Annotated in this window: 13 protein-coding genes; 11 read left to right on the forward strand and 2 right to left on the reverse strand. The window is 44.0% G+C overall.

Annotation, left to right across the window (positions count from 1 at the left end; all coding sequences use genetic code 11):
• Window positions 1-98: 98 nt before the first annotated feature.
• Both HMPREF1150_RS00175 and HMPREF1150_RS00170 read left to right on the forward strand, forming a co-directional pair.
• The gene (locus tag HMPREF1150_RS00175) at window positions 99-485 is read left to right on the forward strand and encodes a DUF1934 domain-containing protein (RefSeq protein WP_032905849.1); all 387 of its coding nucleotides are present in this window, start codon (window positions 99-101) and stop codon (window positions 483-485) included.
• Between the two features lie 285 nt (window positions 486-770).
• Window positions 771-3,467 carry a cation-translocating P-type ATPase gene (locus HMPREF1150_RS00170; RefSeq protein WP_009660560.1) on the forward strand — a complete coding sequence of 899 codons (2,697 nt, stop codon included), beginning with the start codon at window positions 771-773 and terminating at the stop codon, window positions 3,465-3,467.
• 153 nt (window positions 3,468-3,620) lie between these two features.
• Here HMPREF1150_RS00170 and HMPREF1150_RS00165 read toward each other — a convergent pair whose 3' ends face one another.
• Window positions 3,621-4,481 (reverse strand): metallophosphoesterase, encoded by an 861-nt coding sequence (locus HMPREF1150_RS00165; RefSeq protein WP_032905833.1) that lies wholly within the window; start codon window positions 4,479-4,481, stop codon window positions 3,621-3,623.
• Window positions 4,482-4,791: 310 nt separating this feature from the next.
• On the opposite strand from HMPREF1150_RS00165, the gene prfB reads away from it, so the two are divergent.
• From prfB to ftsX, 3 genes are all read left to right on the forward strand, one after another.
• Window positions 4,792-5,887 (forward strand): peptide chain release factor 2 gene (gene prfB / locus HMPREF1150_RS00160; RefSeq protein ID WP_156788990.1). Its coding sequence is split into 2 segments (ribosomal slippage): window positions 4,792-4,863 and window positions 4,865-5,887, totalling 1,095 coding nucleotides; the frame shifts between segments, so codons are not numbered across the junction.
• 44 nt (window positions 5,888-5,931) lie between these two features.
• On the forward strand, window positions 5,932-6,624 hold the full coding sequence (gene ftsE / locus HMPREF1150_RS00155) for a cell division ATP-binding protein FtsE (protein ID WP_009660571.1): 693 nt from the start codon (window positions 5,932-5,934) through the stop codon (window positions 6,622-6,624).
• The gene (gene ftsX / locus HMPREF1150_RS00150; protein ID WP_009660576.1) at window positions 6,617-7,543 is read left to right on the forward strand and encodes a permease-like cell division protein FtsX; all 927 of its coding nucleotides are present in this window, start codon (window positions 6,617-6,619) and stop codon (window positions 7,541-7,543) included. The genes ftsE and ftsX overlap by 8 nt, the downstream gene beginning before the upstream one ends.
• A 69-nt stretch (window positions 7,544-7,612) precedes the next feature.
• Here ftsX and HMPREF1150_RS00145 read toward each other — a convergent pair whose 3' ends face one another.
• The gene (locus tag HMPREF1150_RS00145; RefSeq protein WP_009660587.1) at window positions 7,613-8,251 is read right to left on the reverse strand and encodes an MBL fold metallo-hydrolase; all 639 of its coding nucleotides are present in this window, start codon (window positions 8,249-8,251) and stop codon (window positions 7,613-7,615) included.
• A 135-nt stretch (window positions 8,252-8,386) separates the two neighbouring features.
• On the opposite strand from HMPREF1150_RS00145, the gene HMPREF1150_RS00140 reads away from it, so the two are divergent.
• The 6 genes from HMPREF1150_RS00140 (at window position 8,387) to gyrB (ending at window position 16,542) form a co-directional block, all read left to right on the forward strand.
• Window positions 8,387-10,831, forward strand: a complete 2,445-nt coding sequence (locus tag HMPREF1150_RS00140; RefSeq protein ID WP_002912168.1) for a bifunctional DnaQ family exonuclease/ATP-dependent helicase — start codon at window positions 8,387-8,389, stop codon at window positions 10,829-10,831.
• A gap of 99 nt (window positions 10,832-10,930) precedes the next feature.
• A complete protein-coding gene (locus HMPREF1150_RS00135) occupies window positions 10,931-11,911 on the forward strand; it encodes a YeiH family protein (RefSeq protein WP_002912169.1) in 981 nt (326 codons plus the stop codon).
• 12 nt (window positions 11,912-11,923) lie between these two features.
• Entirely contained in the window at window positions 11,924-13,156 is a 1,233-nt protein-coding gene (locus tag HMPREF1150_RS00130; RefSeq protein ID WP_002895877.1) for an FtsW/RodA/SpoVE family cell cycle protein, read from the forward strand.
• Window positions 13,157-13,228: 72 nt separating this feature from the next.
• Window positions 13,229-13,777, forward strand: coding sequence for a DJ-1 family glyoxalase III (locus tag HMPREF1150_RS00125; protein WP_009660552.1), 549 nt, complete (start codon window positions 13,229-13,231; stop codon window positions 13,775-13,777).
• Window positions 13,778-14,013: 236 nt separating this feature from the next.
• Complete coding sequence (locus tag HMPREF1150_RS00120; RefSeq protein ID WP_032905851.1) at window positions 14,014-14,580, forward strand: HAD-IA family hydrolase; 567 nt, start codon at window positions 14,014-14,016, stop codon at window positions 14,578-14,580.
• A 12-nt stretch (window positions 14,581-14,592) separates the two neighbouring features.
• Window positions 14,593-16,542: a DNA topoisomerase (ATP-hydrolyzing) subunit B gene (gene gyrB / locus HMPREF1150_RS00115; RefSeq protein ID WP_009660561.1), complete on the forward strand. Its 1,950-nt coding sequence runs from the start codon at window positions 14,593-14,595 to the stop codon at window positions 16,540-16,542.
• The last annotated feature ends 38 nt before the right edge of the window (window positions 16,543-16,580 follow it).

The following is a 16,580-nucleotide window of genomic DNA, read 5'->3' on the forward strand; positions in this document are numbered from 1 at the left end:
AATCAGAGTAGGAAAAAAATCAAAGCTGCAACTGAAAGAAGAGCAATTTTGTTCTTTTTTTGATAAAATAGGGAAAGAAAAAGAGAAACGAGATGAAGATGCAAATTAGAATAAAAAATCACATCCAGCTGGACGGGCATACCGAGCTAATCGATCAGGTCTACGATACGGACTGGACGCAAAAAGGAGACTATCATTATCTGCTATATAAGAATGAAGAAGGAGAGAAAGTAGTTCTGAAGTTCCACGATAAAGAGTTGGTTATGACGCGCTTTTCTGAACCTAAGTCCATCATGCGCTTCATCAGTCAAGGGCAGGCGCTGGTTGGTATCCATACACCTGTGGGCTTGCAGCAGTTTGTGACCGATACTCCTTTTTATAAGGTTGATTTTACCAAGCAGGTTCTGCAACTTCATTATCAGCTGAAAACTGTTGACGGAGAGCAGATTTTTGCCAGCTATGAAATGGAGATTAGCTGGGGTTAGCTGCAATTCTCTGAGAAATCTCTTGAAAATCATAATGTTTCCCCTTGCAAAAGCTTGAAAATTTGGTATAATAGTTTCTAACTCAAGGGAGTAGCTAACGGAATAACCGTTACAAGGTCGTCAATACGAAAGAAATTTCCGGCCTTGTATGAAATAGCGAGACTTGTTAATAAACAGGTCTCTTTTTTGTTTCTGACTTTTTGGATATGACGGATGCGGCTCGAGATGATGAGTCCTAGTGGTCAGAAAAGTTCAGAAATAAAAGAGGCCAAGAGGAGGAATACATTGTCAAAAGAACAAAAGCGCCAAGCTTTTTACACCCAGAGTCCTGAGGAAATTTTCAAAACTTTGGACGCTTCAGAGCAAGGTTTGTCCAGTCAAGAAGCTGCCAAGCGTTTAGCTGATTATGGCCGCAATGAACTGGATGAAGGGGAGAAAAAATCTCTCTTAATGAAGTTTTTGGAGCAGTTCAAGGATTTAATGATTATCATCTTGTTGGTAGCAGCTGTCTTGTCTGTTGTCACATCAGGTGGTGAAGACATCGCAGATGCTTTAATCATCTTAGCTGTAGTAATCATCAATGCCATCTTCGGTGTCTATCAGGAGGGCAAGGCTGAAGAAGCGATTGCGGCTCTCAAATCGATGTCCAGCCCGGCTGCGCGTGTCCTGCGTGATGGCCATGTCACAGAAGTAGATTCTAAGGACTTGGTGCCTGGTGATATCGTTAGATTGGAAGCCGGTGACGTTGTTCCAGCAGATATGCGGCTTTTGGAAGCTAATTCACTGAAAATCGAAGAAGCGGCTCTGACAGGTGAGTCTGTTCCGGTTGAGAAAGATTTGACTGTTGAGGTGGCTGCAGATGCTGGTATTGGTGACCGTGTGAATATGGCCTTCCAAAACTCAAATGTGACCTATGGTCGAGGGGTTGGATTGGTTGTTAATACAGGGATGTATACGGAAGTCGGCCATATCGCAGGTATGTTGCAGGATGCGGATGAAACGGACACACCGCTCAAGCAAAATCTTAATAGTCTGTCTAAGGTTCTGACTTATGCTATCTTGGTGATTGCTGCAGTGACTTTTGTAGTCGGTGTCTTCATTCAAGGGAAAAATCCACTGGATGAACTCATGACCTCTGTAGCTTTGGCAGTTGCGGCTATTCCAGAAGGTCTGCCTGCTATCGTTACCATCGTGCTGGCTTTGGGAACTCAGGTTTTGGCTAAGCGGAATTCAATTGTCCGTAAGCTTCCAGCTGTTGAGACTTTGGGATCAACTGAGATTATCGCTTCAGATAAGACTGGTACCCTGACCATGAATAAGATGACGGTCGAAAAAGTCTTTTATGACGGAGTCCTGAATGAAGCTGGACAAGATATTGAACTTGGCTTGGAACTGCCACTCTTACGTTCGGTTGTCTTAGCCAATGATACTAAGATTGACCAAGAAGGAAAACTGATTGGTGACCCAACGGAAACAGCCTTTATCCAGTATGCTTTGGACAAGGGCTACGATGTGAAGGCCTTTTTAGAGAAATATCCTCGAGTAGCTGAGCTGCCCTTTGATTCAGATCGTAAGCTCATGTCTACTGTCCATCCATTGCCAGATGGGAAATTCTTAGTGGCAGTCAAGGGAGCACCAGATCAACTATTGAAACGCTGTGTTGCCCGTGATAAGGCTGGAGATGTTGCAGCGATTGATGATGCTACTTCACAGCTGATTAAGTCTAACAACTCAGAGATGGCTCACCAAGCTCTGCGCGTGCTGGCTGGTGCTTACAAGATTATTGATGCAGTTCCGACTGACCTGACATCTGAAAATCTAGAAAATGATTTAATCTTTACTGGTTTAATCGGTATGATTGACCCAGAACGTGCAGAAGCAGCAGAAGCTGTTCGTGTAGCCAAGGAAGCAGGTATTCGTCCGATTATGATTACTGGTGACCATCAGGATACAGCTGAAGCTATCGCTAAGCGCTTGGGTATCATCGAAGAGGGAGATACTGAAGACCATGTCCTGACTGGTGCAGAGCTCAATGAGCTTTCTGATGCAGAATTCGAAAAGGTTGTTGGCCAATACTCTGTCTATGCCCGAGTTTCGCCTGAGCACAAGGTACGGATTGTCAAAGCTTGGCAAAACCAAGGCAAGGTCGTAGCCATGACAGGTGATGGTGTCAATGATGCACCAGCTCTGAAGACAGCTGATATCGGTATCGGTATGGGCATTACCGGTACAGAAGTATCTAAGGGTGCCTCTGACATGATTCTGGCAGATGATAACTTTGCGACCATCATTGTAGCCGTGGAAGAAGGACGTAAGGTCTTCTCTAATATTCAAAAGACTATCCAGTATCTCCTTTCAGCTAATACAGCTGAGGTGCTGACTATTTTCTTGGCAACCCTCTTTGGCTGGGATGTGCTGCAGCCAGTTCATCTGCTTTGGATTAACCTAGTAACAGATACCTTCCCAGCTATTGCTCTGGGAGTTGAGCCTGCTGAGCCTGGCGTAATGAGTCATAAACCTCGTGGCCGTAAGTCTAGCTTCTTCTCAGGCGGAGTTCTGAGCTCTATCATCTACCAAGGTGTCCTGCAAGGGGCTTTGGTTCTGGCAGTTTATGGTTATGCTATCTCTAATCCCGTCCATGCCGGTGATATCAAGGCTATCCATGCGGACGCTCTCACAATGGCCTTTGCAACGCTTGGCCTCATCCAGCTCTTCCATGCTTATAATGTAAAATCTGTTTACCAATCTATCTTTACAGTTGGTCCATTCAAGTCTAAGACCTTTAACTGGTCTATTCTGGTTTCTTTCATCCTATTGATTTCAACTATTGTAATTGATCCATTGGAAAAGATTTTCCATGTAACCAAGCTGGACTTGTCACAATGGACAGTTGTTCTGATTGGTAGCTTTGCCATGATTGTCATTGTTGAAATTGTTAAGTTCATCCAACGTAAATTAGGTATGGACAAGAATGCTATTTAACAGCAAAAAGTCATCTTCGGATGGCTTTTTTTATAGCAACCAGGACTTCATTGCTTTTTCCAATTTTCGCTCCTGTTTATTAGAAGTCTATGTACAGTTGGACAGCAAAAAGCAGCTCTCAGATGAGCTGAGAACTGCTATTCAACATTTCCGTTACTGAACTTCAATCACCGTTAAAGCATCTCGCAGTTCAGCTGCCAGGTGTTTTTTCTTATAGTCTCGAAATTCGACTAAATCTTTAACAGCATTATAACGCTTATGCAGGCGGTACATCTGGGGGATCTTATACTGAGGAAAGTCATTAAAAAAGTTCCGAGTCAGTTCCCATTCACGAATGTAGCCCAGAGGACGCATATGGTAGCGGACCCCTTCGATAACACGGCTTTGATGGCGGTGATGGAGATGACCAAAAACCACCTCTTTCACCTTGTATTTGACAAAGAGCCGATGAAAAGCTTGGCTTCCTAGGAAGGCGTTGAAGCGCTGGAAATAGGGATGGTCGTATAGAAAGTCTTGATGGGGGACAAAATGCAGAGCAACAATAATGGGACCATCTAAAGTCGCCAGCAATTTTTCTAACTCTTGCAGTGTCTGAGCCGTAATACTGGGGTCGTCGAGTTGACGCTCCAATCTGCGGTCAAACCAGAAATTTGTCTTGGTTCTCAGATGCTCTTCCTTGCTTTTTTCTGGAAAAAAGCTGTAGTCATACCAGCCAGAAAAGCTGACGAGCTTGGTCTGGCCGAACTGCTGAACCTGAAAATCATGGTTTGAAATTTCTTGCTCAGAAAGTCCCAGCATATCGTGATTTCCTAGATTAAAAGAAAGGGGAATCTCTTGCTTCAAAGTTTCAATAAAGGGCAAACTAATCTTGGTCAGGTCGTTGGACAGGTCTCCAGCGATGTGTAGGTGGTCAATCCTTTCCTCTTTTAAAAGCTGGAGAAGAGCTTGCAGCTCAAAATCCCCAAACTGATTGGAGTCCAGATGGAGGTCGCTCATAAATCCGATTCTTGTCATGATTTTAGTCTAGCATATTTTTCAAAACTTGAAAATGCTTAAGCACCTATGGAGAGTCTCCCTTTTATCTGAACACATCATAAATTATTGTAATTTTGTATTTCGTTTATCCATGAATGAAGTCTAGGAAGGTTTGAAATAATTCTTCCAACCCCATGTCATTATATTACTTTTCTAACAATTAGGTGACAAGGAGTCGCTTGTCTTGCCTAGCTAGGGAAAATCCGATAAAATGTAAGCTGCTGAATGTGAGATTAGGCAAACTGTTTAATTTATGTTATAATTAAACGATATGTGAAAAGAGGTATTTATGGACATTTCAGAAATTCGTCAAAAGATTGACGCAAATCGTGAAAAATTAGCTTCTTTCAGGGGGTCTCTTTGACTTAGAAGGTCTGGAAGAAGAAATTGCCATCTTAGAAAATAAGATGACAGAACCCGACTTTTGGGATGACAACATTGCAGCCCAGAAGACATCTCAAGAGCTGAATGAACTCAAGCAAACCTATGAAAATTTCCATCAGATGACCGAGCTTTTTGATGAATCGGAAATCTTGCTTGATTTTCTGGCTGAAGATGAGTCGGTTCAGGGAGAGTTGGAAGAAAAGCTGGACGAACTCGAGAAAATGATGACCAGCTATGAAATGACCCTACTCCTATCTGAGCCTTACGACAATAACAATGCTATCCTTGAAATCCACCCAGGTTCTGGTGGTACAGAGGCCCAGGATTGGGGAGATATGCTGCTGCGTATGTATACGCGCTTTGGCAATGCCAAGGGCTTCAAAGTTGAGGTCTTGGACTATCAAGCTGGTGATGAAGCAGGCATCAAGTCAGTGACTCTTTCATTTGAAGGTCCGCACGCTTATGGTCTGCTCAAGTCAGAAATGGGAGTCCACCGTTTGGTTCGGATTTCACCATTTGACTCAGCTAAACGTCGCCATACTTCCTTTACCTCAGTAGAGGTCATGCCAGAGCTGGATGACACCATTGAGGTGGAAATTCGCGATGACGATATTAAGATGGACACTTTCCGCTCGGGAGGAGCCGGCGGGCAGAACGTCAATAAAGTTTCTACTGGTGTGCGGCTGACCCATATTCCTACAGGAATTGTGGTGCAGTCTACGGTTGACCGGACCCAGTATGGAAACCGTGATCGGGCGATGAAGATGCTGCAGGCCAAGCTTTATCAGCTAGAGCAAGAGAAACAAGCAGCCGAAGTCAATTCACTCAAGGGAGATAAGAAGGAAATTTCCTGGGGCAGCCAAATCCGCTCCTATGTCTTTACGCCTTATACCATGGTCAAAGACCATCGGACCAGTTACGAAGTAGCACAGGTGGACAAGGTTATGGACGGAGATTTGGATGGTTTCATCGACGCTTATTTGAAATGGCGTTTGAACTAGGAAATGTAAGAGATTAGAATTAGATTGAAAGGAAATTTCAATAGATGTCAATAATTGAAATGAAAGATGTTGTCAAGAAGTATGGCAACGGGACCACTGCTCTGCGTAGTGTGTCTATTAATGTAGAACCTGGGGAGTTTGCCTATATTGTTGGCCCTTCAGGAGCAGGAAAGTCAACCTTTATTCGTTTGCTTTACAGGGAGATAAAGCTGGATAAGGGAAGTCTGAAAGTAGCTGATTTTGACTTAGCTAGGATTAAAAAGCGCGATGTTCCAATGCTGCGCCGTCAGGTTGGAGTCGTATTCCAAGACTACAAACTTCTTCCTAAAAAGACAGTGTATGAGAATATTGCCTACGCCATGGAAGTTATCGGTGAGCGCCGCCGCAATATTAAAAAGCGGGTTATGGAAGTGCTGGACCTGGTTGGCCTTAAGCATAAGGTCCGCTCATTCCCTAATGAGCTTTCCGGTGGTGAGCAACAGCGGATTGCCATTGCGCGTGCGATTGCTAACAACCCTAAAGTCCTGATTGCGGATGAGCCGACAGGAAACTTGGACCCAGATAATTCTTGGGAGATTATGAACCTGCTGGAGCGGATTAACCTTCAGGGAACAACTGTCCTGATGGCAACCCACAACAGCCAGATTGTAAATACTCTGCGTCACCGCGTTATTGCTATTGAAAATGGCCGTGTGGTACGTGATGAAGCGGAAGGAGAATACGGATACGATGATTAGAAGATTTTTTCGTCATTTGATTGAGTCGCTTAAGAGTCTTACGCGGAATGGCTGGATGACTGTAGCGGCTGTCAGCTCGGTTATGATTACCTTGAGCTTAGTGGCTGTTTTTGCTTCAGTAATTTTAAATACAGCTAAGCTGGCAAATGATATTTCCAATAATGTCCGCGTCATGGTATACATGCGTAAGGATGTTTTCGATAATAGCGAAACGATTGTAAAAGAAGGTCAAACAGTTCAGAATGAGGACTACCACAAGGTTTATGATGCTCTGACTTCTATGAAAAATGTAGAGAAGGTTACTTTTTCTAGCAAGCAAGAGCAGTATAATAAGCTAACAGAGACCATGGGTAGTGAGTGGGATGTTTTTGATGAAGAAAATAATCCTCTTTACGATGCTTATATTGTTGAGACCAAGGCACCTAAGTATGTAGAATCTGTTACAAAAGATGCTCGTAAGATTGATGGTGTTTCTGAGGTTCAAAATGGTGGTACCAATACCAAAAATCTCTTTGCGTTTTCTAATTTCATCCAAACATGGGGATTGATTGGGACAGCGCTTCTGATTTTCATTGCTATCCTTCTCATTTCCAATACTATTCGGATTACCATTATTTCCCGAAGTCGCGAGATTCAAATCATGCGCTTGGTTGGTGCCAAGAATAGCTATATCCGCGGACCATTTCTGTTTGAAGGAGCATGGATTGGCTTGTTAGGAGCAACAGTTCCGTCACTTGTAGTGTATTTGACATATGGTATAGCCTACAAGACTATGAATAAGAGCTTGGTAGGTCAAGGACTTTCTATGATTGATCCAAAACTCTTTAGTCCGATTATGATAGCAGCACTCTTTGTGTTGGGAATTCTTATCGGATCATTGGGATCTATCATCTCTATGAGACGCTTCTTGAAGATTTAACAAATCATAAAAAAACAGAGTTTGAAATTCTTCAAACTCTGTTTTTGTTATAGGTAATTGCTTAAATGATTACTGAGCTAAAAATGGGTTAAAGTTTTTTTCGTGTGAAATAGTGGTATCATGACCATGCCCAGGATAAACAGCGTAGTCTTTGGGGAGGACCAGAAGTTTCTCGCGAATGGATGTCAGCAATTGCTCCATGTTTCCAGTTGGCAGATCCGTTCGTCCGATGCTTTCCCGAAAGAGGGCATCACCTGTCAAAACAAGGCAGTCATTAGGAAAGACTAGAGAGACACCTCCGATGGAGTGGCCAGGTGTTGCAAGCACATAGAAGTGAAAGCCTCCAAGATCATAGTCTGTTTCGTAGGAGAAAAACTCTTCTGCTGGTCGACAGATAATATCATCCAGATCAGCATGGCGCGCCAGACCAGATAGGTTATCTGTCGGTGTGTAGAGCCAGCTGCTTTCACTCTCAGCCACATAGACAGGTGGGGCAGCATAGTGCTCCCGAACCTTTTCTAAACTCATAATGTGGTCATAATGGGTATGGGTCAAGAGTACAGCAATCACAGGTTTGGCGAGTTCCTCCAGCTTGCGTTCAATCTTTTTCCAGTCACTGCCAGGATCGACGACTAGGAGACCCTGATTATTTTCTAAGATATAGGTATTTTCAAAAGCAATAAGGTTGATAATTTTATGAATCTTCATTTGATTTCCTCGGAAAATGTATTCTGCTATTGAGTGTAACAGAAAAGAGAATTTTTTGCACAGAATTGCTTTCTAGGCTAGGACTGAAAATTTTCAGATGTCTCTGAATGGCTTTTATGATATAATCATAGCAGTATGACACAAAATGATTATAAGTATGCTGTTGTGGACTTGGAGGCTACAGGAACGGGCAGCGGTGCAAAGATTATCCAGATTGGCATTGTTCTGATTGAGAATGGAAGCATTACCAAGACTTATGAAACAGATGTCAATCCTCATGAGGAACTGGATGAGCATATCAAAGAGCTGACAGGTTTGGATGATGAGCGGCTTGGCCGAGCCCCGGAGTTTTCTCAGGTAGCAGCGGAGGTATATGAGCTGATTCAGGATGCGATTTTTGTTGCTCATAATGTCAAGTTTGACGCTAATCTACTAGCAGAGGCCCTTTTCTGGGAAGGGTTTGACTTGCTGACACCGCGTGTGGACACGGTGGAGTTGGCTCAGGTCTTTTACCCGACCTTTGATAAATATTCCTTGGGCAATCTCTGCGATCTGCTGGATATTTCTTTGGAAAACGCCCATACTGCTCTGGCAGATGCTCAAGCAACGGCTCAGCTATTTTTAAAAATACAAGACAAAATCAAGAGCCTACCCAAGGCCTTGGTTGAGAAAATGCTAACTTTGGCGGACAGCATTATCTATGAGTCTCGTTTGGCTATCGAGGAAGTTTATCAGACAATGCCGGATCAGCAAGATAAGGAACTGCAATCCTGCCATGGTATTTTCTTGCGACGTCCCCAAAAGCTGACTTCGGAAAAGAAACTGTCGCAGGATTTCCTGACCAATCTATACTTGATGGGCTTAGAAGAGCGGCCAGAACAGCTCAAGTTTGCTTGCTTTATGGAGGAAGCTCTGAACCAGCAGGAGCCTAGTTTTTTAGAGGCGCAGACAGGTTTGGGTAAGACCTTTGGCTACTTGCTGCCTATACTGTCTAGAGGTAAAGAAAAAGTACTAGTGACGGTTCCGACTAAGATCTTGCAGGACCAGCTGCTGCAAAAGGAAGGGCGATTGTTGGAGGAAGTATTTGGTATTTCCTTTCACAGTCTCAAGAGTCCGGAGAATTATCTCAAACTGGACTATTTCTATCGGACATTGGATAGGGAATATGACAACCGTTTGGTTAATCGCTGCAAGCTGCAACTCTTGGTTTGGCTGACAGAAACTAAAACAGGTGATTTGAATGAAATCGGGCAGGCTCATCGCTTCTCAAGCTACTTCAATGAAATCCGTCATGACGGTAAGCTAAGCAAACATTCTCTTTTTTATGAGGAAGATTTTTGGCGGTTGGGACAGGTCAAGTCAGCTACCAGTCGAGTCGTGATTACCAATCATGCTTACCTGCTGACGCGTTTAGAGGATGACCAGTCTTTGCTGGACAATCGTATTCTGGTAGTTGATGAAGCTCAGAAGATGTTTTTTGCCTTGGAAAGCTTCTCTCAGTCCAGTATAAATCTAACTAAAACGCTGCAGCAGATAAATCATCTCCTTCAGGAAGAAGGGGAGCTTCTGCAGCAACGGCTTTTGCAAAGCATTCAGTTTGAGCTCGCTGATGCCGCAGAGAAGCATCGCAAGAAAACGTCTGAGCTAAGTCCGGAAAAGATTGCCCGGCTGCTTCAGGATGTGTCCGAGTTAAAAACTAGTGCATTGCCTGAGCTGCAGCACTTGTTCAGTGGCAAATACCAGTATTATTGGTTGGTTGATGAAGCTTTGGCAGACCATCGCTTGATGACTCTGCATGCTGGCCGTTCAGAATTGCTGCATTTCACTGACTTCCTGCCTGAAAATGCTAAGGTTATCTTGGTTTCGTCTACTCTGGAAATTAGCTCTAAGGTTAATCTGGCGCAGTTGCTAGGCTTTGAATGTTATCACTTTTATAAGCTGAAAAGCAAGAAGAAGCCACTGCAGAAGCTCTTTTTAGATGAAAATTTTCCAGCAGTAGTGGATTTGTCAACTGAGGATTTTGCTCAAGAGATTGTTGCTTGCCTGCAGAAAGTGGCAGAACTTGGTCTGCCTATCGTCGTCCTCTTCACCTCTAAAGATTTGCTTTTGGCTGTTTCGGACTTGCTGGCTCTGCCGCATTTGGCCCAATATAAAAATGGCGATGCTGGCAATATCAAGCGGCGTTTTGATAGAGGAGAGGCAGCTATCCTTTTGGGCTCTGGCAGCTTCTGGGAGGGGGCGGATTTTGCTGAGCAAGACCAGATTATTCAGCTGATTACTCGGATTCCATTTGATAATCCCAAGGATTTCTTCGTGCAGAAGATTAACAGCTGCTTGAAAGCGGAAGGTAAGAATGCCTTTTATGATTATCAACTGCCTCTTGCTATCTTACGTCTTAAACAGGCCATTGGCCGGACCCGGCGCAATGAACATCAGAAGTCAGCTGTTATTCTTTTGGACAATCGAATCTCTAGCAAACGCTATGGCAAGCAGATTCAGCATCATCTGTCACAATTGGCTTCTTTGGATATTCTGCCAGAGGCAGCCATTATGCAGGAATTACAAGACTTTTTTGACTGAAACTATCTGAAATCAGCTGAGTTTTATCGGCTGATTTTTTAGGTTCATTCAGATTTTTGGAACAAAATTTGTTATAATGAGAGGCATAGGAAAGAAGGGGTGTTCGTGAAAAAATATTTACCAGGAATTCTGTTGTCCTTTGTCATAGCGGCTGTTTCTATCTTTTTAGGCGGCTTGCTTCCCTTGATAGGCTCTAGTGTTTTGGCTATTGTCTTTGGGATTGTTTTGAACAACAGCATGAAGCTGCCGGCTGCTTTTCAGGAAGGACTCAGCTATTCGGGGAAGAAATTGTTGCAGTATTCCATCATCTTTTTGGGATTTTCCATGTCCATAGGTCGAGTTTCTGAGACGGGAATTTCTTCTCTTCGTATCAGTCTTATTACAATTCTGATAGCCTTTCTAGCGGCCTATCTTGCTGGGCGTTTCTTTAAGATGAACCGTGTCTTGACTATTTTAATTGGTTTTGGAACTGCCATCTGCGGTGGCTCTGCCATAGCGGCTGCTTCACCAATCTTGGAAGCTGACGAAGAGGAAATCGCCCTGTCTATCTCCACTATTTTCTTTTTCAATATTTTAGCAGTATTCATTTTCCCTTTTTTAGGGCATTTGCTGCAGATGTCGGATGCATTTTTCGGGACTTGGGCTGGAACAGCCATCAATGATACTTCGTCAGTAGTGGCGGCAGGCTATACATATAGCCCGTCAGCTGGCGACTTGGCGACCATTGTTAAGCTTAGTCGGGCTCTGATGATTGTACCGGCCTGCTTGATCTTCGCAGCTTATCGCTATATCAAGTCTAAGAAGTCGTCACAAAAGACAAACTTGAAACAGATTTTTCCTTGGTTTATAGCTTGGTTTGTCCTAGCTTCACTTATCAGCAGTCTTGGATTTCTGCCGGCTGCTGTCATCCCTTATACAAAATTCATTTCTCAGTGGCTTATGGCTATGGCCTTGGCAGCTATTGGCGCAAAGGTTTCCTTTAAGCAGTTTAAGCAAGCAGGAGCAGCGCCTTTGCTGACTGGTGCCTTTGCTTGGTTTTGTGTCGCTGTTTCTAGCTTGATTATCCAGTATTTTTTCTAAAAAGGAGGGACTATGCCCTATCAAAGACGGACGTTTGAGTCTCGGATTGATTATAGTTTAATTTTGCCTGTTTTGATGCTGCTTTCAATCGGAGTTGTGGCTATTTACATTGCTGTTAGTCATGATTATCCTGACAATGCCTGGCCCATGGTTGGTCAGCAGATTGCCTGGATTGCGGTGGGCTTCCTGCTCAGCTTTATCCTCATGTTTTTTAACACCAAGTTTCTCTGGAAAATTACGCCTTATCTCTATGTTTTTGGTCTTGGCCTCATGGTCTTACCACTGATTTTTTACAGTGAATCTCTGGTAGCCTCTACTGGTGCCAAAAACTGGATTGCTATTCGTGGTGTGACCCTCTTTCAGCCCTCGGAGTTCATGAAGATTTCATATATTCTCATGCTGTCGCGGCTGGTGGTCCATTTTCTCCAGCAGCACAAGCAGGATGAGCGAACCTTGGCTTTAGACTTTTTTCTGATTCTGAAGCTTGGGCTCTACACAGTGCCTGTTCTGGTTCTGTTAACTCTCCAAAGTGATTTGGGGACGGCTCTGGTTTTTGTTGCTATATACGGTGGCATCGTTCTACTGTCAGGTGTTTCTTGGAAGATTATCCTGCCGGTCTTTCTGACGGGAGTCTTGTTGTTGGGAGGATTTCTCTTTATCTTTATTTCTGATGGCGGTCGTGCCTTTCTGCATAATCTAGGCATGCCGACCTACCAAATCAATCGGATTTTGGCTTGGCTTCATCCTTTTGATTACGCTCAGACGACCACTTTCCAGCAAGCACAGGGACAAATCGCTGTCGGAAGTGGTGGTCTGACTGGCCAAGGCTTTAATGTTTCCAATCTCTTGGTGCCTGTTCGGGAAAGCGATATGATTTTCACCGTTATTGCAGAAGATTTTGGTTTCTTAGGTTCAACCTTGGTTATCATGCTCTATTTACTGCTGATTTATCGCATGCTCAAGATTACGATTAAATCCAACAATCAGTTTTATACCTACATCTCAACTGGCTTTATCATGATGCTGCTCTTCCATATCTTTGAAAATATTGGAGCGGTGACAGGAATTCTGCCTCTGACAGGGATTCCGCTGCCCTTTATCTCACAGGGTGGTTCTTCCATCATCAGTAATCTTATCGGTGTTGGTCTCCTGCTGTCCGTATCCTATCAGAACAGCCTGACGGATGAAAAGAAGGAGCGAATTCCTGCAGTCCGAAAAAAAGTCGTACTGAAGAAATTAAAATAAACAGATAGCAAATTTTTGAATCACAAATCAGATGCGATTTTGTGACTGGCTCATCTCAGAAAGGATATTTTCATGAAAAAAGCAGCTTTACTCTTAGCTCCCGGTTTTGAAGAAATCGAGGCCTTGACAGTTGTGGATGTCTTGCGCCGTGCAGGTCTTGTCTGTGATATGATTGGTTTTTATGAATCAGTGACTGGCTCTCACGCCATCACTGTTCAAGCGGATCAGGTCTGGAAGGGCAGACTGGATGACTACGATATGGTCATCTTGCCAGGGGGGATGCCAGGATCGGCTAATCTCCGTGATGATGACCGCCTGATGCAGCTTTTGCAGGATTTTCAGCAGGCGGACAAATTCATCGCTGCCATCTGTGCTGCTCCCATTGCTCTTGACCGTGCAGGTATCTTGACTGGTAAGTATTTCACTTGCTATGATGGTGCGCAAGACAATATTAAAAATGGAACTTACCGTAAAGAAACAGTTCTTGTTGATGGGAAGCTGATTACTAGCCGTGGTCCATCGACTGCCTTAGCTTTCGCCTATGAGCTGGTTCGTCAGCTGGGAGGGGACGCCGAGCAGTTGGCTGATGCTATGCTTTATACAGATGTATTTGGAAAATAAAGAAGATGCTGGGATTCATAATGTTTCCCAGCTTTTTTGAAGTCTAATTTACCTTAGCGCTCCTCTATATGGAACGGGTTTAGGGATATTGGAAAGGACGAAACCATCATCCATTTTTAAATTTTAGATTCTTTGAGATATTTTGTTTAGAAAAAGGGTTGAAAAAAGTCGGAAAAGTGCTGGATTCGGGCAAATATTAGCCCCTTTTTCATGAAAATTATGGTATAATGAAAGGTATGAATTATCAAGATTACATCTGGGATTTAGGTGGAACACTCTTGGATAATTATGAAACTTCGACAGCAGCTTTTGTTCAAACCTTGAAAGAGTTTGGTCTGCAAGCTGGTCACGACGAAGTTTATAAGGCCCTCAAGGTGTCTACAGACTATGCTGTCCAGCAGTTTGCTCCCCAAGAAAAAGACTTTTTAAAGTTTTATAAGGCCAATGAAGCAGAAGAGTTGACTCACCCTGTCTTATTTGACGGCGCGGCAGAGTTGCTTAGGCGGATTGTGGCCAAGGGCGGTCGGAACTTTCTGGTCTCCCACCGGGACAACCAAGTGCTGGAAATTTTGGAAAAGACTGCCGTTGTATCAGCATTTACAGAAGTGGTGACAGCTGCAAATGGTTTTCCAAGGAAACCCTCACCAGACTCCATGCTCTATCTAAAAGACAAGTATCAGATTTCCTCTGGCTTGGTTATTGGTGACCGTCCTCTGGATATTGAAGCAGGGCAGGCAGCTGGCTTTGATACCTATCTCTTTGATAATATGCAGCATCTTGAAGAATTTATAGATATTGATTAGAAAAGGAACACTATGACAGAAGAAAAGCAACAAGATATACAGGCCCAAGAATATGATGCCAGTCAGATTCAGGTCTTAGAAGGCCTAGAAGCCGTTCGTATGCGTCCAGGGATGTATATCGGTTCGACCTCCAAGGAAGGTCTGCACCATTTAGTATGGGAAATTGTTGACAACTCGATTGATGAGGCGTTGGCTGGTTTTGCCAGCCACATTCAAGTCTTTATCGAAAAAGATAATTCCATCACAGTAGTGGATAACGGTCGGGGAATTCCCGTTGATATTCAGGAGAAAACAGGCCGTCCGGCCGTGGAAACCGTCTTTACTGTTCTCCATGCTGGAGGAAAATTCGGCGGTGGCGGATACAAGGTATCAGGAGGTCTGCACGGTGTGGGCTCTTCCGTTGTAAATGCCCTGTCCACTCAGCTGGATGTCCGAGTTTATAAAAACGGCCAGATTCATTACCAAGAATACAGTCGCGGTCAAGTAGTCGCTGATCTAGAAATCATCGGTGAAACAGACCGTACAGGTACGACAGTTCACTTTACACCGGATCCAGAGATTTTCACTGAAACAGTAGAATTTGACTTTGAAAAGCTCAATAAGCGGGTGCAAGAACTGGCCTTCCTCAATCGCGGTCTCAGAATTTCCATCACTGATAAGAGAGATGGAATGGAGCAGGCCAAGGATTACCACTATGAGGGCGGGATTGCCAGCTATGTCCAATACATCAATGAAAACAAGGATGTTATCTTTGAAACGCCGATTTATACTGATGGCGAAATGGACGATATTACGGTTGAAGTCGCTATGCAATATACGACTGGCTACCACGAAACAGTCATGAGCTTTGCCAATAACATCCACACCCACGAGGGTGGAACGCATGAGCAAGGTTTCCGGACAGCCCTAACTCGGGTTATCAATGACTATGCCAAGAAAAACAAACTTCTCAAAGAAAATGAAGATAATCTGACTGGGGAAGATGTTCGTGAGGGACTGACAGCGGTTATCTCTGTCAAGCACCCTAACCCTCAGTTTGAAGGTCAGACCAAGACCAAGCTGGGCAATAGCGAAGTTGTCAAGATTACTAATCGACTTTTTAGCGAAGCTTTCTCAGATTTTCTTTTGGAAAATCCTGCGGTGGCTCGAAAAATCGTTGAAAAAGGAATTTTGGCTTCTAAGGCTAGAATTGCTGCCAAGCGAGCTCGGGAAGTAACCCGCAAGAAGTCTGGCTTGGAAATTTCCAATCTGCCCGGTAAATTGGCTGACTGCTCGTCCAACGACCCACAGGAAACAGAACTTTTCATCGTGGAGGGGGATTCCGCGGGTGGTTCAGCTAAGTCCGGTCGTAACCGTGAATTTCAGGCCATTTTGCCAATTCGTGGTAAGATTCTCAACGTTGAAAAAGCCAGCATGGACAAGATATTGGCCAATGAAGAAATCCGCAGTCTCTTTACTGCTATGGGAACTGGTTTCGGTGCTGACTTTGATGTCAGCAAGGCCCGCTACCAAAAATTAGTCATCATGACCGATGCCGATGTAGACGGTGCTCACATTCGGACCCTGCTCTTAACCTTGATTTACCGCTATATGAAGCCGGTTCTGGAAGCAGGATTTGTCTATATCGCTCAGCCGCCAATCTATGGCGTCAAGGTAGGAAGTGATGTCAAAGAATACATCCAGCCAGGTGCTAATCAGGAAGAAGAGCTTCAGGCTGCTTTGGCTCGTTACAGTGAAGGTCGCTCCAAGCCAACCATTCAACGGTACAAGGGTCTCGGAGAGATGGATGACCATCAGCTTTGGGAGACGACTATGAATCCTGAACATCGCTTGATGGCGAGGGTTTCAGTGGATGATGCAGCGGAAGCTGACAAGATTTTTGACATGCTGATGGGGGATCGCGTTGAACCTCGTCGTGAATTTATCGAAGAAAATGCTGTATACAGTACGCTCGACGTCTAAAAAAATCAGAAAAATCAACCATTATGGGCAAAAATATG

It is taken from the genome of Streptococcus sp. AS14, assembly GCF_000286495.1.
Taxonomy (GTDB): Bacteria; Bacillota; Bacilli; order Lactobacillales; family Streptococcaceae; genus Streptococcus; species Streptococcus sanguinis_P.

Coding starts and splice junctions, on each gene's coding strand:
- HMPREF1150_RS00175 (WP_032905849.1), top strand. CDS start 99: ATGCAAATTAGAATAAAAAATCACATCCAGCTGGACGGGCATACCGAG.
- HMPREF1150_RS00165 (WP_032905833.1), bottom strand. CDS start 4,481: ATGACAAGAATCGGATTTATGAGCGACCTCCATCTGGACTCCAATCAG.
- ftsE (WP_009660571.1), top strand. CDS start 5,932: ATGTCAATAATTGAAATGAAAGATGTTGTCAAGAAGTATGGCAACGGG.
- ftsX (WP_009660576.1), top strand. CDS start 6,617: ATGATTAGAAGATTTTTTCGTCATTTGATTGAGTCGCTTAAGAGTCTT.
- HMPREF1150_RS00145 (WP_009660587.1), bottom strand. CDS start 8,251: ATGAAGATTCATAAAATTATCAACCTTATTGCTTTTGAAAATACCTAT.
- HMPREF1150_RS00140 (WP_002912168.1), top strand. CDS start 8,387: ATGACACAAAATGATTATAAGTATGCTGTTGTGGACTTGGAGGCTACA.
- HMPREF1150_RS00130 (WP_002895877.1), top strand. CDS start 11,924: ATGCCCTATCAAAGACGGACGTTTGAGTCTCGGATTGATTATAGTTTA.
- HMPREF1150_RS00125 (WP_009660552.1), top strand. CDS start 13,229: ATGAAAAAAGCAGCTTTACTCTTAGCTCCCGGTTTTGAAGAAATCGAG.
- HMPREF1150_RS00120 (WP_032905851.1), top strand. CDS start 14,014: ATGAATTATCAAGATTACATCTGGGATTTAGGTGGAACACTCTTGGAT.
- gyrB (WP_009660561.1), top strand. CDS start 14,593: ATGACAGAAGAAAAGCAACAAGATATACAGGCCCAAGAATATGATGCC.